The following is a 23,629-nucleotide window of genomic DNA, read 5'->3' on the forward strand; positions in this document are numbered from 1 at the left end:
CCGAGTGGGCACCACCCGAGGAGTTGTCGCCATGTCGAAGCACACTGAAATCAGACGTATCACCGCCCCGGACATCGCCGCCCGCAAGGGGAAGGAGCCGGTGGTCTGCCTCACAGCCTATACGGCCCCGATGGCAACCCTTCTCGATCCGCATTGCGATCTGCTGCTGGTCGGCGACAGCCTTGGCAATGTGGTTTATGGCTTTGACACCACCTTGCCGGTCACGCTCGATATGATGATCGCTCATGGGGCTGCGGTTGTGCGCGCTTCGGATCGTGCCTGTGTGATTGTCGATATGCCGTTTGGCTCGGTCGAGGAAGGCCCGGCGCAGGCGTTCCGCAATGCCGCCCGGGTCATGGCCGAGACCGGCGCGAGCGGCGTCAAGCTTGAGGGCGGGGTCCATATGGCCGAAACCATCGCCTATCTCGTCCGGCACAGCATTCCGGTGATGGCCCATATCGGGCTTCGTCCTCAATCGGTGCATGTGATGGGCGGATTCAAGACCCAGGGCCGCGAGAAAAGCCAGTGGGAGGCGTTGGAGGCCGACGCCCGCGCGGTGGCCGAAGCCGGCGCATTTTCCGTGGTAGTTGAAGGCGTTGCCGAGCCGCTGGCGGTCAAGCTGACCGAAGAAGTGCCCATCGTCACCATCGGCATAGGTGCCTCGGCCGCCTGCGACGGGCAGGTGCTGGTGGTCGACGATATGCTTGGGATGTTCCCGTCAAATCCCAAATTCGTGCGCCGGTTTGCTGAAATCGGCAAGGAAATCGAGACAGCGGCGGCGACTTATGCGAAAGATGTCCGCACCCGCCAGTTTCCGGCCCCGGAACATACCTATACGATGAAAAAATAGGTTGCCTGGACAGAAGTTGCAAAAATGACAGCGGGTGTTTGCCTTGCGACACTTGGCGCGTTATCTTGAGCGCCCGGAAGCGATCTGCCCGCAAGACGCTGCGATACCGTTAAAGGGAGAGGGCCCGCGTGGCTGATATTTTCGATGAAGTAAGCGAGGACATGCGTCACCATCAGCTCATGGGGCTGTGGAAGAAGTATGGTCCCGGTATGATTGCGGCCCTGGTGCTGCTCGTGGTTGCCATTGGCGCCTATCAGTTTTGGCAATATCGCGTCGAAGTCGGCTCGGCCAGGGACAGCGAAGCCTTTGGCAAAGCTGTCGCTCTGATCGAGGCCGGCAAGCAGGACGAAGCGCTGAAAAGCCTGACCGAGATTCAAAAAGACGGCAGCAAGGGCTACAGCTTCCTCGCCGGGATGCGCGAAGCGGACATTCTGTTCGCCCGTGGCGACCGGGACGGGGCGGTCAAGACCTATGAGCGTCTCGCGGCTGATGGCGGCGCAGATAAGTCCTTGCGCCAATATGCCAAATTGCAGGTCATCGCGCTTCAGATCGACAATCCCAAGGCGGGCGATCTCAAGGGGCAGCTTGAGGAACTGGCGGCCCCGGGCGCTGCCTGGGCTCCCATGGCGGAAGAATTCTTGGCCCTTCTCGAAATCCGCAGCGGTGAAGTCAAGGCCGCGCGGGAGCGTCTCGACCGTCTCGCAGCCAACGCGGATGTCGGACAATCCATGCGCAACCGGGCTAAGGAGCTGGCCGATACGTTACCGGCCCCAGCCCCGGCTCCCGCGCCTACCGCTTCCAAGCCGCAGTAAAAAGTCAGGAGACCCGCTGCCGTGCGTTCTTATCCCCGCGTATCTCTCACTCTGGTGACCCTTCTCGTCGGCGCAAGCGTTGCGCTGTCGGGCTGCGGCAGCACGTCGAAAAAAGATAAGGAACGTTTGCAAGGCGAGCGTATTCCGATCCTGAGCTATGAAGAGGCGCTTGAGCCCGATACGGCGCTGCAAGATGTGGAAGTCGCCCTGCCGGACCCGATCCAGAACAAGGATTGGCCGCAAGGCGGTGGTTATCCGAACCATGCCATGCAGCACCTGGCTCTGGCCGACGCCCCGAAAAAGATCTGGAGCGTCAGCATCGGCAACGGCTCAAGCGATCGCAAGCAATTGACCGAAACGCCGGTGGTGGCTGACGGCACCCTGTTTGCCATCGACAGCAATGCCAAGGTCTCAGCCTTTGACGCCGCAACCGGCCAAAAGCGCTGGAGCTATGACATCAAGGTCCCCAAGCAGTCGAAAGGCATCTCGTTCGGCGGCGGCGTGGGCTATGACAAGGGCAAGCTTTACGCCTCGACCGGCTATGGCGTGGTGGTGGCGTTTGACGCCACTTCTGGCAAGGAACTCTGGCGCGTCTCGCTTGGCATGCCGCTCCGTGGGGCTCCGGCCATTGCCGATGGCCGCGTCTTCGTCAACAGCTTCGACAATCAGTTGTTCGCGTTGAACGCGGAAAACGGGGAAACCATCTGGGATCATCCGGGCATCGTCGAATCCGCCGGAATTCTTGGCGCAGCCACCCCTGCGGTTGGCAGTGGCGTGGTTATCGCCGGGTTCTCCTCGGGCGAACTCTTTGCGCTCGCCGTTGAAAATGGTCGTCCGGCCTGGTCGGACATGCTGACCCGCACTGGTCGTCTGACCCCCTTGTCGACCCTGGCCGATATCGACGCGAGCCCGATCATCGATCGTGGCATCGTCTATGGCATCAGCCAGGCAGGCCGCATGGTGGCCATCGACCTTCGCACCGGTGAACGGGTGTGGGAACGCAACGTCGGCAGCGCCCATACGCCTGCCGTCGCGGGCGAATATATCTATGTGGTGACCAACGACAATGAAATCGTCTGCCTCAGCCGTCAGAGCGGCGCAGTGCGCTGGGTCACTCCGTTGCAGAAATTCAAAAAACCCGAAGATCGTAAGGGCCGCGTTTTCTGGGGCGGACCGGTGTTGGCGGGCGATCGCCTGATCATCACCTCGTCCCATGGCTGGGCGCTGTCGGTATCGCCCTATAACGGCAAGATCCTGAGCGGCACCAAACTTGAAGACAAAACCTATCTTTCGCCCATCGTCGCCAATTCCACGCTTTATTTTCTGACCGACGACGGTGAAATTACGGCTTATCGCTAAGCCTTTGCAATTCCGTCATTCTGAGCGTCAAGGAAGGGGTTCCCTTCGTTGACGCTCAATGACCTTTTAGACAAGACGTTAGACTGAATATGTCCTTGACCATCGCTATCATCGGCCGCCCCAATGTGGGTAAGTCGACCTTGTTCAACCGCCTTGTCGGCAAGCGTCTCGCGCTTGTGGACGACACGCCGGGCGTCACCCGTGACCGCCGCGCGGGCACCGGACGGATCGGACCGCTCGAATTCCAGATCATCGATACGGCGGGTCTTGAAGAAGGCGGCGATGACAGCCTGTCGTCGCGCATGCGTCAGCAGACAGACGCGGCCATTGATGCCGCCGATATCATTCTGTTCATGATCGACGCCCGCGCCGGGATCACGCCGCTCGACAGTTATTTCGCCGATGTGGTGCGCAAACGCTCGAAACCGACCATCTGCGTTGCTAATAAATGCGAAGGCAAGGCCGCGACCAGCGGTCTGTACGAGGCTTATACGCTCGGTCTCGGCGATCCCATTCCGCTGTCGTCCGAACATGGCGATGGCTTTGTCGATCTCCATGACGCCATTGTCGCCGCCGCTGCCGAAAATGGCTTTGAGCTCGACGAGGAAATCTCCGACGAGCATGAAGTCGCACCGTTGCAAATGGCCATTATCGGCCGTCCGAACGTGGGCAAATCGACGCTGGTGAACCGCCTTCTCGGGGAGGATCGTCAGGTCACCGGCCCTGAGGCCGGGATCACCCGGGATTCCATCGGGCTCGACTGGCATTGGGGCGAGCGCGAGATCAAATTGTTCGATACCGCCGGCCTCCGCCGCCGGGCGCGAGTACAGGAAAAGCTCGAAAAACTGTCGGTCGCCGACACCTTGCGCGCGATCCAGTATGCCGAGGTGGTGGTGCTGGTGATCGACGGCACGATCGGGTTTGAGAAACAGGATCACACCATTGCCGACCTTGTGGCCGAGGAAGGCCGCGCGCTCGTCATCGCGGTCAACAAAACCGACGCCATCACCGATATGCCAGCGGCCATCAAAAGCGTCCGCGACAGCCTGGAGCGCTCGCTCCATCAGGTGCGCGGCGTGCCGGTGGTTCCGTTGTCGGCGTTGTCGGGACGCGGCATTGACAAACTGATGCCCGCCGTTCTCAAGGTTCATGAGACCTGGAACAAGCGCGTTTCGACCGCGGCGATCAACCGTTGGCTCGAAGACGTTATCGCCCGCAATCCGCCGCCCAGCGACAAGGGCCGCCGGGTCAAGATCCGCTTCGGGTCACAGGTCAAGACACGCCCGCCGACCTTCATCTTTTTCGTCAACCGCCCGGACGCCATCCCGCAAAGCTATCTCCGCTACCTGTCAAACGACCTGCGGGAATCCTTTGACATGATGGCTGTCCCTCTGCGCCTCCTAATGCGCAAAAGCGACAACCCCTTCGCAGAAAAGAAGTAAGGAGACCCACAGCAATCCAGCCGGTTCCCACCGCCCTGGATTGCGTCGGCTCCGCCTCGCAATGACGAAAATACCCTACCGTCATCGCGAGGTGCGTAGCACCGTGGCGATCCAGTGGGGACTTCCGATCCCTAATCTCAGAAATTGATTAAACCGTCGCCCATTCGCGGTATTTGACGATCTCGCCATGCCGTGTGCAGTTGGCGTCGGCGAGTTCGAGGAACAGCGGTGCCACGGCGTCCGACGGAGGCAGGGTGGTTGGGTCTTCGCCCGGCATGGATTTGGCGCGCATGGCCGTGCGGATGGCCCCCGGGCTTACGAGATTGACGCGGAGCGGGCTTTTGGCGCATTCGGCGGCAAAGGTCAGCACCAGCGACTCAAGGGCTGCCTTGGTCATGGCATAGCCGCCCCAATAGGGCGTATGGCGCTGCGCCGCACCCGAGGTCACGAAAATGGCCCGTCCGGCATCAGACGCCCGCAGCAGCGGTTCGAACGAGCGGATAAGCCGCCAGTTCGCGGTCACATTGACGGCCAGCAGATCATCCAAAGCGGTCGGTTTGATATGCCCGACCGGGGTGATGGGGCCGAGAATCCCTGCGTTGCCGACCAGGATATCAAGCTTGCCCCAGCGCTCATGAATGGCGCCGCCTAGCCGGTCGATGCCAGCCCCGTCCTTCACATCAAGCGGCACGAGCGTGGCCGAGCCACCGTCCCTGCGGATGAGATCGTCCACCGCCTCAAGCCCGCCCTGTGTCCGTGCAACCAGGATGACATGAGCGCCTTCACGCGCATAAGCCCGCGCCACAGCCGCACCGATGCCACGGGAGGCGCCGGTGACCAGCGCCACTTTGTCTTGCAGACGTTTGGACAAGAGGACGTTCCTTTTACTTGTTAGCGACCGGCAATCCGTTCGGACAGCAGCGACAGCTGGTTCGGGGTATCGCCGCCGTTATGATCCGTCAGCTGGATCGGGTAGTCACCGGTAAAGCAGGCATCGCAGAATTGCGGGGAGGCGGCATTGCGGCCTTGTTCGCCAACAGCCCGGTACAGACCGTCGAGGGAGACAAAGGCCAGACTGTCGGCGCCGATGAATTTGGTCATGGCGGCCACATCCATGCGGGCTGCCAGCAGCTTGTCGCGCTCCGGCGTATCGACGCCGTAGAAGCAGGAATTGTTGGTCGGCGGGCTGGCGATGCGCATATGCACCTCGGCTGCCCCGGCGCTACGCACCATATCGACGATCTTGATGGAGGTGGTGCCGCGCACGATCGAGTCATCCACAAGAACGACTTTTTTGCCAGCCAGCTCCCAACGATTGGCGTTGTGCTTGAGCTTGACGCCGAGGTTGCGGATCTGGTCCGAGGGCTCGATGAAGGTGCGGCCCACATAATGATTGCGGATGATGCCGAGTTCGAACGGAATCCCTGATTCCTGCGCGAAACCAATAGCCGCCGGCGTGCCTGAATCCGGCACCGGGATCACCAGATCAGCATCGACCGGGAATTCCCGCGCGAGTTCAACGCCGATGCGCTTGCGCACCTGATAGACGCTGGAGCCGCCAAGATAGGAATCCGGACGCGAGAAATAGATATGTTCGAAAATGCAGGGCCGGGCCTTTTCCTTGGGGAAGGGATGCAGGCTTTCGGTGCCGTCGGCGCGGATGACCAGAATTTCGCCGGGCTCCACCTGCCGGGCAAAAGAGGCGGCGATGATATCGAGCGCGCAGGTTTCCGACGCCACCACATGCGACCCGTCCGGCATGCGCCCAAGCACAAGCGGCCGGATGCCCATGGGGTCGCGAATGGCGATCAGGCTGTCCTTGGTCAGTACGGCCAGCGAGTAAGCGCCTTCGACCTGCTTCAGGGCATCGATCAGACGGTCGATCAGGCTGCGCTGCTTGCTCATGGCCACGAGATGGATGATCACCTCGGTGTCGCTGGTCGACTGGAAGATGGCGCCTTCGCGGATGAGGCGCTTCCGCAACGTCCAGGCGTTGGTCAGATTGCCGTTATGGGCAATGGCAAAGCCGCCACTGTCGATTTCGGCGAACAGCGGCTGCACGTTCCGCATGATGGTTTCGCCGGTGGTCGAATAGCGCACATGGCCGACAGCACTGATGCCAGGCAGGGATTCGATGATTTTCTGCGAATTGAAGTTATCGGCCACCTGGCCCATGGCCTTGTGGGTATGGAACCGTGCGCCGTCATAGGTCACGATCCCGGCCGCTTCCTGGCCGCGATGCTGAAGGGCGTGAAGCCCGAGAACCGAGTGGGCAGCTGCGTCAGTATGGTTGAAAATACCGAACACGCCGCATTCTTCCCGTAGCTTGTCGTCATCGAACGGATTGGTCCGCATGAAAGCTTCGGGAGCGAAAATCTCTGGATCGTTGCGCATGATCACCACTTAAGGCTGTCGCCTATCAGAGTAGCCCGGTCGGGGATAACCGGACATATGTTACTTAGTCGTATCGATCAGCCGATCAAGGTCCTCGCGATCGGAATCACGATATCCTTTGTCGGTTTTGTCGGTTTTGGTCGAATTTTTTGTCTCCGACCGCTCCGGCAAGTGATCCTTTACAGTGTTGATCGCGTCTCTGTCCAGTGCGTCGGTATCAAGTTTGAGATCCAGAGCCCGGATTTTCTCCACAAGCTCGGCCGGAGTGACGCTTGAAATGATGGTCGCGCCATATTCGACGATGGGTCGGGTTTTGGCCAGAATGATCCAGTCCGGCAGTGATTTGCGCGGGATAATCCAGAGCGCCATCATAAACATCAGAGTAACGACCAAAACCCCGCGCAACAAGCCGAACAGCGCCCCGAGCACCCGGTCAAGGGGCCCAAGCATGCCGCTTTTGATGGCGTCGCCGATTCTGTTGGCGATCAGCTTGAAAATGAACAGGCTGCCGAAGCCGATGGTGATGATGATAATGATATCGGCAATGGTCGGGGTCTCGATCCACTGTCCGGCCATGGGGCGGAGGATGGGCAGCGCATAAAGCGTCAGCACCGTGGCCGCGATCCAGGCTGCAAAGCTCAGCACCGCCGCCGTAAAGCCGCGACTCAGGCCGAACAGCATCGACAAGCCGACGATGACGATGAACAGGATATCAAAGGATGTCAGGCCGAAATCTTGCATAAACGCCTCAATCTTTGGTCATGATCCGGTCGGCCAGATCCTGAATATGCTCAACTGTGCTGCGGTCGACATCACTGGTCACGCCCTTCAGATTGGCGGGCAGGATAGCACGGGAAAACCCAAGCTTTTCAGCCTCCTTCAGCCGCTGCGCCGCATGAGTCACGGCGCGGATTTCGCCGGACAGGCTGATTTCGCCGAAGACCACAGTATCGCTCGACAAGGGCTTGCCCGACAAGGAGGATAAAAGCGCCGCCGCCACCGCAAGATCGGCCGCAGGCTCCGTGACCTTGAGCCCGCCCGCCACATTGAGATAGACGTCATGGCCGCCAAGGCCAAGCCCGCAGCGGGCATCAAGCACCGCCATGATCATGGCCAGCCGCCCACTGTCCCAGCCAACCACGGCCCGGCGCGGGGTGCCCAGCATGCTCGGGGCCACAAGGGCCTGAATTTCCATCAGAACTGGGCGGGTGCCCTCCATCCCGGCGAACACCGCAGCGCCGCTCACATCGGATTTGCGGCTGCCGAGGAACATGGCCGACGGGTTCGGCACTTCCTGAAGCCCAAGATCGGTCATTTCGAACACGCCGATTTCATCGGTGCCGCCAAAGCGATTCTTGACCGCGCGCAGGATGCGGAACTGATGGCCGCGCTCGCCTTCGAAATAGAGCACGGTATCGACCATATGTTCCAGAACGCGGGGTCCGGCGATCTGGCCGTCCTTGGTCACATGGCCGACGATGATGACCACCACGCCGCTGCGTTTGGCAAAACGGATCAGCTCCTGCGAACAGGCGCGCACCTGAGCCACCGTGCCGGGCGCGGATTCAAGGCTGTCAGCATAGACGGTCTGGATCGAGTCAATGACCGCCACGGCCAGGTTGGGGATGGCCTCAAGCGTCGCCAGAATATCCCGCAGATTGGTTTCCGCCCCGAGATGCACCGGCGAGGTCTCAAGCCCAAGACGGCGCGCCCGCATCTGCACCTGTGCGGTTGCTTCTTCGCCTGAAATATACAGCGTCGGCACCTTCTTGGCCGCGAGCTTGCTGACCGCCTGCAACAGGATGGTCGATTTGCCAATGCCGGGATCGCCGCCTACCAGCACGGCGGAGCCGGGCACCAGCCCGCCGCCGGTCGCACGGTCGAATTCCCCGATGCCGGAAATATAGCGCGGCAGCTCGGTACTTTCGCCCTGCAGATCCGTCAGGTGAATGGCGCGCCCCTTATGGGTTCCGCCCTTGGCAAGCCCGCCCGGTGTGGGGGCTTGCGGCACTTCCTCGACGATGCTGTTCCATTCTCCACAGGCATCGCACTGTCCGGCCCATTTTCCATAAACGGTGCCACAGGACTGGCAGACAAACTGTTTCGTTAGCTTGGCCAAGGAGAACTCACTTTTTCTTTTTGTCGCTCCCATGCAAGCGGGAATGACGCTATACGACTAGGCCTTCAAGACTTCCATCCGGATCGGACCCTCGGCCCGGCCATGGATGAACTGATCCACATAGGCATTGCCGCTATGGTCAAGGTCGGCCTTGTCGCCGGTCCAGATCAGCTTGCCCTTGTACAGCATGGTCACGCGGTCGGCGATCTTGCGCACGCTGGACATGTCATGGGTGATGGTGATGGTGGTGGCGCCAAGCTCGCGGGTGCGTTCGGCGATCAGGTCATTGATGACATCGGCCATGATCGGATCGAGGCCGGTGGTCGGTTCGTCAAAAAAGATGATTTCGGGATTGGCGGCGATGGCGCGGGCGAGGCCCACACGCTTCTGCATGCCACCCGAAAGCTCCGCCGGGTTCAGATCGGCCACATCGGCCGCAAGTCCTACACGCGACAGAATCTCGACCGCCCGGTCGCGGGCTTCGCGACGCGGAATCATCTTGGCCGCAAGCAGGCCGAAGGTGACATTTTCCCACACCGGCAAACTGTCAAACAGCGCCGCGCCCTGAAACAGCATGCCGAACCGGCCCATGAAGGCCTGGCGTTCGCTGCGGCTCAAGGTGCTAAGATCAGTGCCATCGATCTCCATCAGGCCGTGATCCGGACGGAGAATGCCGAGAATGCATTTGAGCAGCACCGACTTGCCCGAGCCCGAGCCGCCGATGACCACAAGCGACTGCCCCTTCGCCACCTCAAGGTCGACACCATCGAGGACGATTTTGCGGCCGAAGCGCTTGGCGACGCCCTGAAGTTTGATTTTTGGGTTCTCTGTCATGATGTCGAGAAAAACAGTTCAGTGACAATGTAATTGAACGTCAGAATCAGGATCGAGGCCGAAACCACGGCGTCGGTGGTGGATTTGCCCACACCCTGCGCGCCACCCCGGCTGGTAAAGCCATGATAGCAGCCCATGAGCGCGATGATGAAGCCGAACACGCAGGCTTTGACAAGCCCCGAAATCACGTCGTCCTGATGCAGGAAATCGACCGTGGTCTTGAGATAGGTGCCGGGGTTGAAGCCAAGTTTGTTGGTGGCAAGCACATAGCCGCCAGCGACCCCGATCACATCGGCGACCAGCACGAGGAGCGGCATCATCAGCGTGGCGGCGATGATCCGTGGCGCGATCAGATATTTATAGGGATCGGTGGATAAGGTCGACAGCGCGTCGATCTGTTCCGTCACCCGCATGGTGCCAAGCTCGGCGGCCATGGCGGCGCTGACCCGTCCGGCGACCATAAGGCCGCCAAGCACCGGACCAAGTTCGCGCACAAAGCCGATGACCACGATTCCCGCCACAGCGCTTTCAGCGTTGAAGCGCGACCCGCCTTCGTAAATCTGCAAGGCCAGAACCGCGCCGGTGAAGACGGCGGTCAGCCCCACCACAGGCAGAGAGTAATAGCCGATATTCAGCATCTGCGCGCCGATATGGCGCAGATAATAGGGCGGTCGAAAGGCATGGGCGATGGCGGTTCCGGCAAAAATGCCTAACCGTCCCGCCGAAGCCAGGAACTCGATCACAGTCCGCCCGATGACGCTCAGAAAATTCATGCGCCTAACCGTTTGTTTCAACATAACTACGCTTATACCGGTGCCCGAGGAGCGTTAGCAACTCATATGCGCTGAGACCGGTGGCCAAAGCCGCACGATCGATGCCGTCGACGCCATCAATCAGGGGCACGGCCATGCCGGGGGCCACCAGTTCAGGCGGCGCCGCGCTCACATCAATGATGGTCATGTCCATGGAGATGCGTCCGACGATAGGGGCCTTATGTCCGCCGATCTCAGGCACCCAGCGGCCCTCGCCAAAGGCCCTGAGGAAGCCGTCGGCATAGCCCACATCCAGCGTCGCAAGCTGCGTCGGGCCGCTCACCCGATAGACCGCGCCATAGCCCACAGCGGCGGGCGGCCGGACCTCGCGGGTTTGCAGGACGCGAGCCTGCAGGCTGATCACGGGCTCCAGGGGATTGTCGCCCTCGGTCAGAGGATTGCCGCCATAAAGCCCGATTCCCGGCCGCAGCATATCAAAATGATAGTTGGCACCAAGCAACACCCCGGCCGAATTGGCGAGGCTGAGCGGGATCGCCTCCTTGCGGGAATCGCGCAAGGCTTCCCCAAGCACACTGAAGCGCGCCTGTTGCAGGGCGTTCATTTCATGACCCGGCTCATCGCCGCAAGCGAGATGGCTCATGATCAGGGCGACGGGGAAGGGCGCCCGGTCCGGATTGTCAATCAGCTCGGCCACCTCATCGGTTCCAAGCCCAAGCCGGTTCATGCCGGTGTCCACATGGATCACTGCCGGATGGTTGCCGCCGGTCGCGGTCCAGATATCAATCTGGGGCAGGGAATTCAGCACCGGGATCAGATCATGGGCCAGATAGGCCGCGCTTTCGCCCTCTGCCGGACCATGCAGCACATAGATGCGCGCCTTCGGCAGATGCGGACGAAGGGCGACGGCTTCCTCAAGATGGGCCACAAAGAAATCCCGGCAGCCCGCCCGCCAAAGCGCAGGTCCGGCGCGATCGGCACCAATGCCATAAGCATCGGCCTTCACCGCAGCGGCGCAGAGAGCCCCCGGAGCCATCCCGGCAAGCTTCAGGTAATTGCGTTTCAGAGCATCGAGATTGATCAGCAGATCCGCCACTAGAACGGCTCCGGCCCGTAATTGTCCTCGGCGAGATCGGAGAACCGCGTGGTCTCCCGCTCGAAAAACAGCCGGATAGTGCCGGTTGGGCCGTGGCGCTGTTTGCCGATGATGAACTCGGCCAGACCATGCAGGGATTCGCCCTTGGCCTGCCATTCGGCATGTTCGGGGGTGCCGAGGGCCGGTTCCTTCATGGCGTGATAATATTCCTCACGGAACACAAAGGTCACCATATCGGCGTCCTGCTCGATCGAGCCCGATTCTCGCAAGTCCGACAGCTGGGGCCGTTTGTCCTCGCGCTGTTCGACGCCGCGCGACAACTGCGACAGGGCGATCACCGGAAGCGACAGTTCTTTAGCCAGGCCCTTGAGACCACGGGTGATTTCCGATACTTCCTGCACCCGGTTTTCAGGTGCCCGTCCGCCGGTGCCGCTGCCACGCAGCAATTGCAGATAGTCGACGATGACCAGCCCCAGATTATGCTGACGCTTCAATCGCCGGGCCCGGGTCCGCAGGGCCGAGATGGTCAGCTGCGGCGTGTCATCGATATAAAACGGCAACCGTTCGAGGTCCTGCGCCGCCTGCGTCAGATCGCGGAACTGTTCCTTGGTCAACTGCCCGCGCCGCAGATTTTCCGACGGAATGCGCGAGCGTTCGGCGAGAATACGGGTGGCGAGCTGATCGGCCGACATTTCAAGCGAAAAGAACCCGACCACGGCCCCCTCGGAATCCTTCGGCGCGATGCCCTCTTCCATGTTGCGGGCGTAGGCGAGGGCGGCGTTGAAGCCGATGTTGGTGGCGAGCGCGGTTTTGCCCATGGCCGGACGTCCGGCGAGAATGATCAGATCTGACGGATGCAGGCCGCCGATTTTTTCGTTGATGGCCCGGAAGCCGGTGGTGGTGCCGGACAGCTTGCCGTCCCGCTTGTACGCCGCCTCGATAACCTGAATGGCATCGGTCATGCTGCGCGAGAAGGTTTTGAAGCCGCCGTCTTTCTGGCCGCGTTCGGCGAGTTCGAACAGCTTTTGTTCAGACACCTCGATCTGGGTCGTGGCCGGGGATTCGACCGGCGAGTCATAGGCGGTGATCACCATGTCCTCGCCAATGGTGATCAGCTCCCGGCGAAGCGCGAGGTCATAAACAAGCCGCCCGTAATCCTCGGCATTCAAAATGGTCACAGCGGCCCCGGCCAGCCGTGCCAGATACTGCGCGCCGCCCACATCGGCAAGCGCCGGGTCACGTTCGAAAAATGGTTTCATGGTGACGGGGGTCGCAAGCTGCCCGCGATCAATCAGGCGCAGCGCCGCTTCGTAAATCCGGCCATGCACCGGCTCAAAATAATGGTCGGCCAGCAGGAAGTCCTGAACCTTCCCTGCCGCCTCATTATTCACCAGGATAGCACCAAGCAACGCCTGCTCCGCCTCAAGGTTATGAGGCAAAGTGCGATATTCCTCCGGTCCATCCGGGGTCAGGGTCTGCACTATAGGACGGGCATTATCGGACATACGCGGGATCGAACCTTATACTCTCGACGGACAGGGCTTCTTGTAACATGCGGCTAGAAGCTTTCCCATATTGATTGTCATTGCTGTTAGCCAAGGACTAGGCGGGCAGATGGATACCCGGGTCAAGCCCGGGTATGACAGTAGGGGGCGTAAGACGGTGACCTGAAGCTTACACCCCATATCAATTGTCATTGCCGGGCTTGACCCGGCAATCCATCTCTCCGCTATACTGCCGCTTGACGGATGGATACCGGGTCAAGCCCGGGTATGACAGTGAGAGGGCGCAAGACGGCGACCCGTCGGCCCGAAGCCCCCACCACTAAGTGTCATTGCCGGGCTCGACCCGGCAATCCATCTCTCCGTCACACCGTCCTTGCCATCACCACAAAAACAAAAAGGGCGACCCGAAGGCCGCCCTTTTTCACCGGACAAACCGGATTTTCTTAAAGTTCGACGCCGTCTTCGAAGTTCGAGGGCGCGAGGCCTTCGTTTTCGAAGAAGTTGCCGACTTCTTCCTTGACCGGGGCTTCGACGCCCGCAGCCTGGTTTACGGCTTCAGCTTCCGAACGCGCCACGTTGACGCTCACGGCCACGCTCACTTCGGGATGAAGCTGAACGGTGACGCCGTGAATGCCGACGGACTTGATCGGACGGCTGAGCACAACCTGATGATAGTCGACCTTGAAGCCGGAAGCGGTCAGAGCAGCCGCGATATCGCGGGCCGAAACCGAACCGAACAACTGACCGACTTCGCCAGCCTGACGGATCAAGGTGACCGAAGCCCCTTCGATCTTCTCAGCCGCGGCCTGAGCGTCGCTGCGACGTTCGAGGTTGTGGGCTTCGATGTCCTGACGCTGGGATTCGAAGCGCTTCAGATTGGCTACGGTAGCGCGAAGGGCTTTTTTGCGCGGCAGCAGGAAGTTACGGGCAAACCCGTCCTTCACCGTGACCACATCGCCCATCTGGCCGAGCTTTTCGACGCGTTCCAAGAGAATGATTTGCATGGGACGTCTCCTACGAAATGACGAAGGGCAGGAGGCCCAGGATACGCGACCGCTTGATCGCGCGTGCAAGTTCACGCTGCTTGGTGGCCGAAACCGCGGTGATGCGGCTCGGCACGATCTTGCCGCGTTCGGAAATGAAGCGCGACAGCAGCTTCACGTCCTTATAGTCGATCTTCGGCGCGCCCTGACCCGAGAACGGGCAGGTTTTACGGCGACGGAAGAACGGACGACGGGTTTGACCACCAGCACCGCCAGCGGCACCGGCGCCAGCGCCGCCACCCTTACGATCTTCTCTCTGCTCACTCATTACCGGTTTCCTCGCTTACTGCGTCAGCTGGACGGTCACGACGGGGACCACGATCGCCATCACGGCGGGGGCGGTCACCGCGATCACCGCGGTCGCTACGTTCACCACGCTCGCCACGGAAACCGCCTTCACGGTCGCCACGCTCGCTACGGTCGAACTTGGCCTGAAGAACGGCCGATGGGCCTTCTTCAACGGCTTCGACGCGGATCGTCAGGTAACGGATGATGTCTTCGTTCAGGCGCACGTTACGCTCAAGCTCGGCCACGGCGCTACCAGGAGCGTCGAGAACCAGCATGATGTAATGGCCTTTGCGATTCTTGTTGATCTTGTAGGCGATGTTGCGAAGACCCCATTGTTCGGCCTTCACAACCTTGCCACCATTGTCTTCGACAATTTTGGTAAGATCAGCAGCGATACCTTCCGCCTGTTGGGCGGAAAGATCCTGTCGTGCGATCACGACATGTTCATAGAACGACATTTTGCAGTGACTCCTTATGGATTTTTATGGATCGTCACGCTGCCCGACCGGTCAATTCGCACATTTAACTGACCATGATCTAACGGGTCGCTGGCGTTCACCATAAAAACCGCCCAGGTCTGCTTACCAGGGCGGAAGAAAAAGCACTGTGCGAGGGCCGCAGTTATACATGAATCCGCCCCGGAGACAAGATGATAGACAAGACCCAGGGCAAGGGCCGCTTGACAGGCTGTATTCAGGCGGTATTTGATGGCCAGAATCTGGGCCTCAATCCGGGCCTTTATCTGGCAGGGCTGCCACGACCTTACTCTTTCACGATAACGGGGACTTGATATGACACGGGCTTTCACCTTTCCGGGGCAGGGCAGCCAATTCGTCGGCATGGGCAAGGAGCTTGCCGAAAGTCTCGCCGCCGCCCGCGAGGTTTTCGAGGAGGTCAATGACGCCCTCGGCCAGAATCTGACCCAGCTCATGTTCGAAGGCCCCGAATCCGATCTGGTGCTGACCGAAAACGCCCAGCCCGCGTTGATGGCGGTGAGCCTTGCGGTTGCCCGCTCGCTGGAAAAGGAATTCGGCGTTTCGCTCGCCGCGACGGCAAACTACGTGGCCGGTCATTCGCTTGGCGAGTATTCGGCACTGGCCGCCGCCGGGGCCTTGACGGTGTCCGATACCGCCCGGTTGCTGAAACTGCGCGGGCAGGCCATGCAGAAAGCCGTTCCGGTGGGCGTGGGCGCCATGGCGGCGCTTCTCGGTCTTGATCTTGATGTGGCGCGTGAAGTCGCGGCCGAGGCGGCTCAGGGTGAAGTCTGCGCCGCCGCCAATGATAATGCGCCGGGTCAGGTGGTCGTCAGCGGCCATAAAGCCGCCGTCGAACGCGCGGTCGAAATCGCCAAGGGCCGGGGCGCCAAGCGCGCCATGCTGCTGGCGGTGAGCGCACCGTTCCATTGCGCGCTGATGCAACCGGCCGCCGAGGCCATGGCCGAAGCCCTCGCCAGCGTGAAAATCCTGTCGCCGGTGGTGCCGCTCATCGCCAATGTCACCGCCGCGCCCGAACGCGATGCCGCCCGCATCCGTCAGCTTCTGGTGGAGCAGGTGACCGGTGTCGTGCGCTGGCGTGAAAGCGTCATTGCGCTGGCCGATCTTGGCGTTACCACGGCGGTTGAACTTGGCGCGGGTAAAGTCCTGACTGGCCTTGCAAAACGCATTGACGGCCGGGTTCAGGGCCTGTCGCTGCAAACGGCGGCCGACATCGAAGCTTTCGCGAAATCGCTGTAAAAATCATTATAATTGTCATCCCCGCGAACGCGGGGATCCAGGACTTAAACTTTCAAGAAGCTGGATTCCCGCATGCGCGGGAATGACGGTTACTAAAACAGAGGACACATCATGTTCGATCTCACCGGCAAAGGGGCGCTCGTTACCGGAGCGTCCGGCGGCATTGGCCAGGCGATCGCCAAAGCGCTCCATGCCAGGGGCGCGAAGGTCGCCATCTCCGGCACCCGCCGCGAGGCGCTCGAAGCTCTGGCTCAGGAAATGGGTGAGGGTGTTTTTGTAACCCCCTGCAATCTTGGCGATCCGGAGCAAGTCGCGAACCTGATTGGGGAGGCGGAAGCGGCCCTCGGTTCGCTCGATATTCTGGTCAACAACGCCGGGATCACCCGCGACAATCTGGCTCTCCGGCTGAAAGATGACGATTGGGATCAGGTTCTGTCGGTCAATCTCAAGTCGACCTTTAAACTGTCCCAGGGGGCCATGCGCGGCATGATGAAACGGCGCTTTGGCCGCATCATCAATATCACCTCGATCGTCGGCGTGACCGGCAATCCGGGGCAGGCCAATTATGCTGCCGCCAAGGCTGGCATCATCGGCATGTCAAAGTCGCTGGCCCAGGAAGTGGCGTCGCGCGGGATCACGGTGAATTGCGTTGCGCCTGGCTTCATCGAAACCCCCATGACCGACGTTCTGACCGCCGATCAGAAAGCCCGGCTGCTGACCGGTATTCCGCTTGATCGGCTCGGGTCGCCCGAGGATATCGCGGCGGGCGTGCTCTATCTCGCAAGCTCCGAGGCCGGATATGTCACCGGCCAGACCCTTCATATCAATGGCGGAATGGTCATGATCTGAGGTCAGCTGAATATGGTTGTGCAGAAGAGTATCTCTGACATTGCCGATTGCTGGTCAAAAGGATAAAACTGTGCTACCAACCCGCTGCCTATATAGAGAGACGGGGCTGATACTGAAAGACTAACGCTTTCAAAAGTCTCAGGAAATTTACCGATAAGGCCGATGATAGAAGCTTTGTCGGGACGTCAACAACGAACACTTTAAGGACAACATCATGTCGGATATCGCTGCACGCGTGAAAAAGATCGTCATCGACCACCTCGGTGTGGACGAAGCGAAGGTGACCGATGAAGCCCGTTTCGTCGATGATCTCGGCGCCGACAGCCTCGACACTGTCGAGCTCGTGATGGCGTTCGAAGAAGAATTCGGCATCGAAATTCCGGATGACGCGGCCGAAAAGATCAACACCGTCAAAGACGCGATTGATCACATTTCCAAAAGCGCTTGATTTTAAGCTTTGGTATTGATGCCTGACCCATTGCGGTCAGGCATTCGCTTCCTACTTGTTATATAGTTAAGACGGGAAAACAGGATGAGACGAGTAGTCGTCACCGGATTGGGACTTGTCACGCCACTCGCGTGCGGTGTTGAAGAGACCTGGAAGCGGCTGATTGCCGGTCAGTCAGGGGCTGGAAACATCACCAAATTCGATGCCACGAACTACAGCTCTCGTGTTGCCTGCGAAGTCAAATACGGCGACGGCACGAACGGCACCTTCAATCCGGATCTCTGGATGGAACCGAAGGAGCAACGCCGCGTCGATGAATTCATCATTTTCGGTGTCGCTGCCGCCATGCAGGCCGTGCAGGATTCCGGCTGGACCCCGACCGACGAAGAATCGCAGGAACGCACCGGCGTTCTGATCGGTTCGGGCATCGGTGGTTTGCCGGGAATCGAAAAAGAAGCCGTCAATCTGTACCTGAACGGTCCGCGCCGGGTCAGCCCGCATTTCATTCCGGGCCGTCTGATCAATCTCGTTTCGGGCCATGTGTCCATCCGCTATGGCTTCAAGGGTCCGAACCATTCGGTTGTGACCGCTTGCGCCACCGGCGCCCACGCCATTGGCGATGCGGCGCGTCTGATCGCGCTTGATGACGCCGATGTCATGGTCGCAGGCGGGACGGAAGCGGCGATCTGCCCCGTGGGCGTTGCGGGCTTTGCCCAGGCCAAGGCGCTCAGCACCAGTTACAACGACAACCCGACCGCAGCCTCCCGTCCGTGGGACAAAGGCCGTGACGGTTTCGTCATCGGCGAAGGCGCCGGGATTGTCGTGCTTGAAGAATATGAACATGCGAAGCGTCGCGGGGCCAAGATTTATGCCGAAATCATCGGCTATGGCCTGTCGGGCGATGCCTATCACGTGACCGCCCCGGAATCGAGCGGCAGCGGCGGCTTCCGCGCCATGCGCGCCGCCCTGAAGCGGGCTGGCATCGACGTGTCGGATGTGGACTATATCAACGCCCATGGCACCTCGACGCCGCTCGGCGACGAAATCGAAGCCGGCGCGGTGAAGCGTCTCTTTGGCAATGCCATGGACAAGATTTCCATGTCCTCGACCAAATCGGCCATCGGCCATCTTTTGGGTGCGGCCGGATCGACCGAATCCATTTTCTGCATGCTGGCCATGCGTGACGGCATTGTGCCGCCGACCCTCAATCTCAATGAGCCTGAGGATGTCTGCGCCGATCTCGATCTCGTGCCGTTGGTGGCCAAGAAACGCGAGGTCAAGATCGCCATGTCGAACTCGTTCGGCTTTGGCGGCACCAATGCATCCCTGATCATGGCCAAGGTCTGATCATAATGAATGGCAACGCCGCCCCGGACCCGGAAACAGCGCCGGAGCCGGGGCGGCGTTCTTATTTGTCACAGATATTTTCGATGTTGCGTATTCCCTGGTATGTCGTGGTTGCTCTGGTTCTGCTCGGCTTGTTGGCCGGGGCGGGGACTTATGTTTATCGCGGCGTGACCATGCCGGGGCCGCTCAGCACTGAACGCGTGGTGATCATTCCAAAGGGCGCGGGCTTGCGGGCGACGTCCACCGCCCTCCGCGATGCGGGCGTGAGCCGCAACGCCTGGATGTTCATGGTTCTGAGCCGCGCCAAGGGCAACGGAGCCGGATTGAAATTCGGCGAATATCTGATCCCGCCCCATACGAGCCTGACCGATGTTCTGCGCATTCTCGAATCCGGCAAGGTCATCCAGCACCGCCTGACGTTCCCCGAAGGCCTGTCGAGCCGCGAGATCGTCGCCCTGCTGAATGCTGCACCACTTCTCGACGGTCAGGTGACGACCATTCCGGCCGACGGCACGTTGTTGCCTGAAACCTATTTCTACACCTATGGCGAAAACCGGGAGGCCGTTGTTGGCCGCATGAAAGCTGCCATGACCCGTGCGCTTGACGGGGCCTGGGGCGCAAGGCCGTTGGATTTCCCGCTCAAAAGCCCGGCCGAACTTGTGGTGCTCGCCTCCATCGTCGAAAAGGAAACCGGCATCGCCGGAGAACGGCCGCGCGTTGCCGCCGTGTTCCTCAATCGCCTGAAGCTCGGCATGCGGCTGCAATCCGACCCGACAGTGATTTATGGCATCACTGGCGGCGGCCCGCTCGCCCGCCCCCTGACCCGCGCCGATCTCGATACGCCGACGCCCTACAACACCTATGCCGTAAACGGCCTGCCGCCGGGCCCTATCGCCAACCCCGGCCGCGACGCGCTCCGCGCCGTGGTGACGCCGGCCTCCGGTCAGGACCTCTTTTTCGTCGCCGACGGCACCGGCGGCCACCTGTTCGCCGAAACCCTCGACCAGCACAACCGCAACGTGGTCCGCTGGCGCAAAATCGAACGCGGCGAAGACCCCGACGCACCACCGCCACCGGTGGTCAAAAAAACCGAGCCAAAAAAGAAAAAATCCCGTCGCTGATTAGGCTTATCAAATTGTCATTACCGGTAATGACAATAGTTACGCACTACTCTGTCATACGCGGGCCTGACCCGCGTACCCAAGCCGCCCCCATCCAACCCCGCTCGTGCTGAGGAAGCCCCTGCCAAGGGGCTGTCTCCGAAGCACCTGGCTCGCGTGACCCCGCCCTTCGAGACGCCCTTACGGGCTCCTCAGGGCGAACGGTGTGTGGGTATTTATCCAGACAGCCGCGGGTCAAGCCAGGCCATGACACTCACTACAGAAAACCCTGTCATACGCGGGCTTGACCCGCGTATCCATCTCGCCACCCGCCAAGCCCTCACGACGATCGATCCTTCGCCGGAAGCTGCGAGAACAGGAAATCAACCCAAGCTGCCGGCAGCAGTTGCGCCAGCCGCACGGCGGCCAGCATGGGCAGCGGAAAGGCGATCCGTGCTTTGTTTTTCGCCAGCCCGGCGACCATGATCCCGGCGGCTTTGCTGTCGCTCATGAGGAACGGCATGGGAAACGGATTGCGCGCCGTCATCGGACTGATGATAAAGCCCGGGCAGATGACTGAAACCTCGATCCCATAGGGCCGCAGAAAGCCGCGCATGGCCTCCCCATAAGCTTTGACGGTTGCCTTGCTGGTCGAATAGGCGGGCGAACTCGGTAGCCCGGTAAAGCCCGCAAGCGACGCCATGATGGCGATCTGTCCGGCACCGCGCGACCGCATGACGTCGATGGCCGGATGGATGGTGTGAAACACCCCATCCACATTGACGGCAAAGGTGCGCTCAACATGCTCAGCCAGATCGTCACCAGTTTTGAGGCCATAAGACACCCCGGCATTGGCAATCACCAGATCAAGCGGAGCAATGGCGTCACTCGCCCGAATCCAGTCGCTCATGGCCGCTTTGTCGGTCACATCCAGGCAGGTCTGATGCACATAGGCCCCGAGCGCCCGCACCTCCGCCGCCACAGTTGCAAGCCGCTCGGCATCGCGCCCGCCGAGAAACAGGGTCACGTCCGGCCGCGCATAGGTCCGGGCCAGCGCCGCGCCGATGCCGCTTGAGGCGCCTGTGATCAATATGGCTCGCGGATTGCGCATGCTTTATCCCTTATCCCGGCTTGTTATCTGACTGTCGCATTTGCAGATCGAAGCTGATCCTATATAACAACCGGATCAATCGGCAAGCAGAGTGGGAACCCGATGACCATTTCCAGCATGACGGGCTTCGCCCGCACAGACGGCCAGTTCGCGGCCAGCGCCGGCGGCATTTCCTGGACCTGGGAAATCAAAAGCGTCAATGGCAAGAATTTCGAGCTGCGTTGCCGTCTGCCCGCAGGCTTTGACGCCCTTGAAATCGAGCTGCGCCGTCGCCTGTCCGCCCGCATCAGCCGGGGCAGTGTGACCATCAGCCTGCAAACCCGCGCCCTTGGCTCGGCGGCGGGGATCAGCGTCAATGAACCCGCGCTCAAGGTCCTGATGGAAGTGGCGAGCCGGGTGGCCGAGGATGGCATCGCTCCCGCAAGTCTCGACGGCCTCATGGCCATTCCGGGCGTGGTTGAAAATCTCGGCGCGCTCTTGGATGAGGATGAGCGTCAGGCCCGTGACGCCGCCTTGTTGAAAAGTTTCGAAGCAGCGGTCTCCGCCCTCCAGAAGCACCGGCTTGAAGAAGGCGCGGCCCTGACCCCCGTGATCACCGCGCAGGTGAACGGGATCGAGGCCCTGACGGCCGAAGCCGCCGCCTCAGCCGCCCTGCAACCCGCCGCCCTCAAGGAGCGCTTCTTTCTCCGCGTGGCCGATTTTGTCGCCGACGTGCAGGGCATCGCCCCTGAGCGTCTCGCGCAGGAAGTGGCGCTGCTCGCATCAAAAGCCGATGTGCGCGAGGAACTGGACCGTCTGCGCGGTCATGTGGCGGCTGCGCGTCTGCTGCTGGCGGAAAAGGAGCCGGTCGGCCGCAAGCTCGATTTCCTGGCCCAGGAATTCAACCGCGAGGCCAACACCCTCTGTTCGAAATCGGCTGATCTTGAACTGACCCGCATCGGGCTTGAGCTGAAAAACGTCATCGGCCAGTTCCGCGAGCAAATCCAGAATATCGAGTAGTCGTGATGCCCCATGCCAATGTTGCTGCCGCCCGTCGTGGTTTGATGTTCGTCCTGTCTTCGCCGTCGGGCGCGGGCAAATCCACGCTGTCGCGGCTTCTGCTCGACGAGGAAACGGGCAGCCTCAACATGTCGATTTCAACCACCACGCGGCTGCCGCGTCCGGGGGAGATCGATGGCGAGCATTATCATTTCGTCGATCAGGCGACCTTCGACGCCAAGATCGAGGCTGACGGCTTTCTGGAATATGCCAAGGTGTTCGGCAATTGCTACGGCACCCCGGCGGCGGAAGTCGAGGCGACACTGAACACCGGTCGTGATGTGCTGTTCGATATCGACTGGCAGGGTACCCAGCAACTGGCGCAAAAGATGCCGAAGGATCTGGTGCGCGTGTTCATCCTGCCGCCGTCGGCGGAGGAATTGGCGCGCCGTCTTCAGGGACGCGGGCAGGACAGCCCCGAGGTGGTCGCGCTTCGCATGTCCAAGGCCACCGATGAAATCAGCCACTGGGCCGAATATGACTATGTGGTCATCAATTCGGATCTCACCCAGGCCCTGAGCCAGATCCGCGCTATTCTGCATGCCGAACGTCTGAAACGCGACCGTCAGGCCGGGCTTGTGCCCTTCGTGCGTGATCTCATGGCTGGGCTTGGCTGAAATCCGTCGAAAATTCTTACAATTTCAGACACACCGCCCAGGGTCGTAGATTCCATCTCATTGAAAAAATAGACCTTTCTCCCGGCCTCTGCCGAGGCCCAGTATTTGCATGACGTAACGGTCATCCAAATGCATCTGATATTGGGAGGGGCTATGACTGCTGTCCGCTTACAGCTGTTTGTTTTTGTACTTTTGCTATCCGTCGCGGCTTTCTTCAAAGCCCCGGCACAGGCTACGGTGGTCACCATCAATTTTACGGCGATCATCACCGATAATGGCCCGTATAATTCCTATCCGGTCATGCCGGGGGTGAGTAACGGTGATGTGGTCACCGGGTCGTTATTTTATACCCTGCCACCTTTGGTAAGTTATACCACTCCCGGAGTGACTAAATATTACTGGCAAGTGGCGGATGCGGGCTGGCATTTCACGGTCGGCTCTCTTTCGGCATCCGGCACGCTTGGGCTTCCGGGTTTTTATCCCGGCATGGAGGTTCTTGATAATGAACCATACCCAGGGGGCTATGCTGACGGTTATCTGATTACCGGTTGCACGGTCACACATTGCGGCAATTTTGCTATTACCCTGGAAAAAATCTTTGCCGATCTCTTGGACGGGGGGACGGTGACGTCCTTTGACCCGCCAACAAGTCTCGACCTCGCGGATTTCCCCGTGAAAAACTTTGCCTACCTGATCCTTACGCCCGGCACCACGACGATTGAACATATTATCGTCGGCCACATCACGTCTCTCGACGTCATCGTGACCAGCGAGCCCTTGACGACGGCCCTCTTTATCTTCGGACTGATCGCCTTGGCCAGCATCCGCCAGGCCCGGCAAAGATTGGTGCTGCAGAAAACCACCAGGATTTGAG

General features: G+C 60.4%; 24 protein-coding genes. 12 read left to right on the plus strand and 12 right to left on the minus strand.

The features are described 5' to 3' along the window. Positions 1–31: 31 nt before the first annotated feature. The 4 genes from panB to der all read left to right on the plus strand — a co-directional run bounded on the left by panB (position 32) and on the right by der (position 4,463). Positions 32–850, plus strand: coding sequence for a 3-methyl-2-oxobutanoate hydroxymethyltransferase (gene panB / locus NYP16_RS10205; protein ID WP_274944034.1), 819 nt, complete (start codon positions 32–34; stop codon positions 848–850). A 128-nt stretch (positions 851–978) separates the two neighbouring features. Then, positions 979–1,662, plus strand: coding sequence for a DUF2659 family protein (locus NYP16_RS10210; RefSeq protein ID WP_274944035.1), 684 nt, complete (start codon positions 979–981; stop codon positions 1,660–1,662). Positions 1,663–1,683: 21 nt separating this feature from the next. Beyond that, positions 1,684–3,021, plus strand: coding sequence for an outer membrane protein assembly factor BamB family protein (locus tag NYP16_RS10215; RefSeq protein WP_274944036.1), 1,338 nt, complete (start codon positions 1,684–1,686; stop codon positions 3,019–3,021). 89 nt (positions 3,022–3,110) lie between these two features. Then, positions 3,111–4,463: a ribosome biogenesis GTPase Der gene (der, locus tag NYP16_RS10220; protein WP_346742502.1), complete on the plus strand. Its 1,353-nt coding sequence runs from the start codon at positions 3,111–3,113 to the stop codon at positions 4,461–4,463. A 148-nt stretch (positions 4,464–4,611) separates the two neighbouring features. Here the strand turns inward: der and NYP16_RS10225 are convergent, their stop codons facing one another. The 11 genes from NYP16_RS10225 to rpsF all read right to left on the minus strand — a co-directional run bounded on the left by NYP16_RS10225 (position 4,612) and on the right by rpsF (position 14,970). Beyond that, positions 4,612–5,334, minus strand: coding sequence for an SDR family NAD(P)-dependent oxidoreductase (locus NYP16_RS10225; protein WP_274944038.1), 723 nt, complete (start codon positions 5,332–5,334; stop codon positions 4,612–4,614). A 20-nt stretch (positions 5,335–5,354) separates the two neighbouring features. Next, complete coding sequence (gene purF, locus NYP16_RS10230) at positions 5,355–6,857, minus strand: amidophosphoribosyltransferase (protein ID WP_274944039.1); 1,503 nt, start codon at positions 6,855–6,857, stop codon at positions 5,355–5,357. Between the two features lie 60 nt (positions 6,858–6,917). Beyond that, entirely contained in the window at positions 6,918–7,598 is a 681-nt protein-coding gene (locus NYP16_RS10235; RefSeq protein ID WP_274944040.1) for a CvpA family protein, read from the minus strand. A gap of 7 nt (positions 7,599–7,605) precedes the next feature. After that, positions 7,606–8,976, minus strand: coding sequence for a DNA repair protein RadA (radA, locus tag NYP16_RS10240; protein WP_274944041.1), 1,371 nt, complete (start codon positions 8,974–8,976; stop codon positions 7,606–7,608). 57 nt (positions 8,977–9,033) lie between these two features. Continuing rightward, positions 9,034–9,810, minus strand: a complete 777-nt coding sequence (locus NYP16_RS10245; protein ID WP_274944042.1) for an ABC transporter ATP-binding protein — start codon at positions 9,808–9,810, stop codon at positions 9,034–9,036. Further along, a complete protein-coding gene (locus NYP16_RS10250) occupies positions 9,807–10,583 on the minus strand; it encodes an MlaE family ABC transporter permease (protein WP_274944043.1) in 777 nt (258 codons plus the stop codon). The genes NYP16_RS10245 and NYP16_RS10250 overlap by 4 nt, the downstream gene beginning before the upstream one ends. Positions 10,584–10,587: 4 nt before the next feature. Further along, positions 10,588–11,676 carry an alanine racemase gene (gene alr / locus NYP16_RS10255; RefSeq protein ID WP_274944044.1) on the minus strand — a complete coding sequence of 363 codons (1,089 nt, stop codon included), beginning with the start codon at positions 11,674–11,676 and terminating at the stop codon, positions 10,588–10,590. After that, positions 11,676–13,181: a replicative DNA helicase gene (locus tag NYP16_RS10260; RefSeq protein ID WP_274944045.1), complete on the minus strand. Its 1,506-nt coding sequence runs from the start codon at positions 13,179–13,181 to the stop codon at positions 11,676–11,678. Before NYP16_RS10260 ends, alr begins: the two co-directional genes overlap by 1 nt. 443 nt (positions 13,182–13,624) lie before the next feature. Next, a complete protein-coding gene (rplI, locus tag NYP16_RS10265; protein WP_274944046.1) occupies positions 13,625–14,185 on the minus strand; it encodes a 50S ribosomal protein L9 in 561 nt (186 codons plus the stop codon). A gap of 10 nt (positions 14,186–14,195) precedes the next feature. Continuing rightward, a complete protein-coding gene (gene rpsR, locus NYP16_RS10270) occupies positions 14,196–14,492 on the minus strand; it encodes a 30S ribosomal protein S18 (protein WP_279347209.1) in 297 nt (98 codons plus the stop codon). Beyond that, positions 14,485–14,970, minus strand: coding sequence for a 30S ribosomal protein S6 (gene rpsF / locus NYP16_RS10275; protein ID WP_274944047.1), 486 nt, complete (start codon positions 14,968–14,970; stop codon positions 14,485–14,487). The genes rpsR and rpsF overlap by 8 nt, the downstream gene beginning before the upstream one ends. Positions 14,971–15,303: 333 nt before the next feature. Here rpsF and fabD point away from each other — a divergent pair, with 333 nt between their 5' ends. The 5 genes from fabD to mltG all read left to right on the plus strand — a co-directional run bounded on the left by fabD (position 15,304) and on the right by mltG (position 20,010). Next, the gene (fabD, locus tag NYP16_RS10280) at positions 15,304–16,245 is read left to right on the plus strand and encodes an ACP S-malonyltransferase (protein WP_274944048.1); all 942 of its coding nucleotides are present in this window, start codon (positions 15,304–15,306) and stop codon (positions 16,243–16,245) included. Between the two features lie 111 nt (positions 16,246–16,356). Continuing rightward, positions 16,357–17,094, plus strand: coding sequence for a 3-oxoacyl-[acyl-carrier-protein] reductase (fabG, locus tag NYP16_RS10285; protein ID WP_274944049.1), 738 nt, complete (start codon positions 16,357–16,359; stop codon positions 17,092–17,094). Positions 17,095–17,308: 214 nt separating this feature from the next. After that, entirely contained in the window at positions 17,309–17,542 is a 234-nt protein-coding gene (locus NYP16_RS10290; RefSeq protein ID WP_274944050.1) for an acyl carrier protein, read from the plus strand. Between the two features lie 84 nt (positions 17,543–17,626). Then, positions 17,627–18,889: a beta-ketoacyl-ACP synthase II gene (gene fabF, locus NYP16_RS10295; RefSeq protein WP_274944051.1), complete on the plus strand. Its 1,263-nt coding sequence runs from the start codon at positions 17,627–17,629 to the stop codon at positions 18,887–18,889. 83 nt (positions 18,890–18,972) lie between these two features. Next, on the plus strand, positions 18,973–20,010 hold the full coding sequence (gene mltG, locus NYP16_RS10300) for an endolytic transglycosylase MltG (RefSeq protein WP_274944052.1): 1,038 nt from the start codon (positions 18,973–18,975) through the stop codon (positions 20,008–20,010). Positions 20,011–20,329: 319 nt separating this feature from the next. On the opposite strand, the gene NYP16_RS10305 is transcribed toward mltG, so the two are convergent. Next, entirely contained in the window at positions 20,330–21,100 is a 771-nt protein-coding gene (locus NYP16_RS10305) for an SDR family NAD(P)-dependent oxidoreductase (protein WP_274944053.1), read from the minus strand. Positions 21,101–21,202: 102 nt separating this feature from the next. On the opposite strand from NYP16_RS10305, the gene NYP16_RS10310 reads away from it, so the two are divergent. The 3 genes from NYP16_RS10310 to NYP16_RS10320 all read left to right on the plus strand — a co-directional run bounded on the left by NYP16_RS10310 (position 21,203) and on the right by NYP16_RS10320 (position 23,628). After that, the gene (locus NYP16_RS10310) at positions 21,203–22,099 is read left to right on the plus strand and encodes a YicC/YloC family endoribonuclease (protein ID WP_274944054.1); all 897 of its coding nucleotides are present in this window, start codon (positions 21,203–21,205) and stop codon (positions 22,097–22,099) included. Between the two features lie 5 nt (positions 22,100–22,104). Further along, entirely contained in the window at positions 22,105–22,755 is a 651-nt protein-coding gene (gene gmk, locus NYP16_RS10315) for a guanylate kinase (RefSeq protein ID WP_274944055.1), read from the plus strand. Between the two features lie 153 nt (positions 22,756–22,908). After that, on the plus strand, positions 22,909–23,628 hold the full coding sequence (locus NYP16_RS10320) for a hypothetical protein (protein ID WP_274944056.1): 720 nt from the start codon (positions 22,909–22,911) through the stop codon (positions 23,626–23,628). Position 23,629: the final 1 nt, after the last annotated feature.

This window comes from Govania unica (genome assembly GCF_027920805.1).
GTDB lineage: Bacteria > Pseudomonadota > Alphaproteobacteria > Sphingomonadales > Govanellaceae > Govanella > Govanella unica.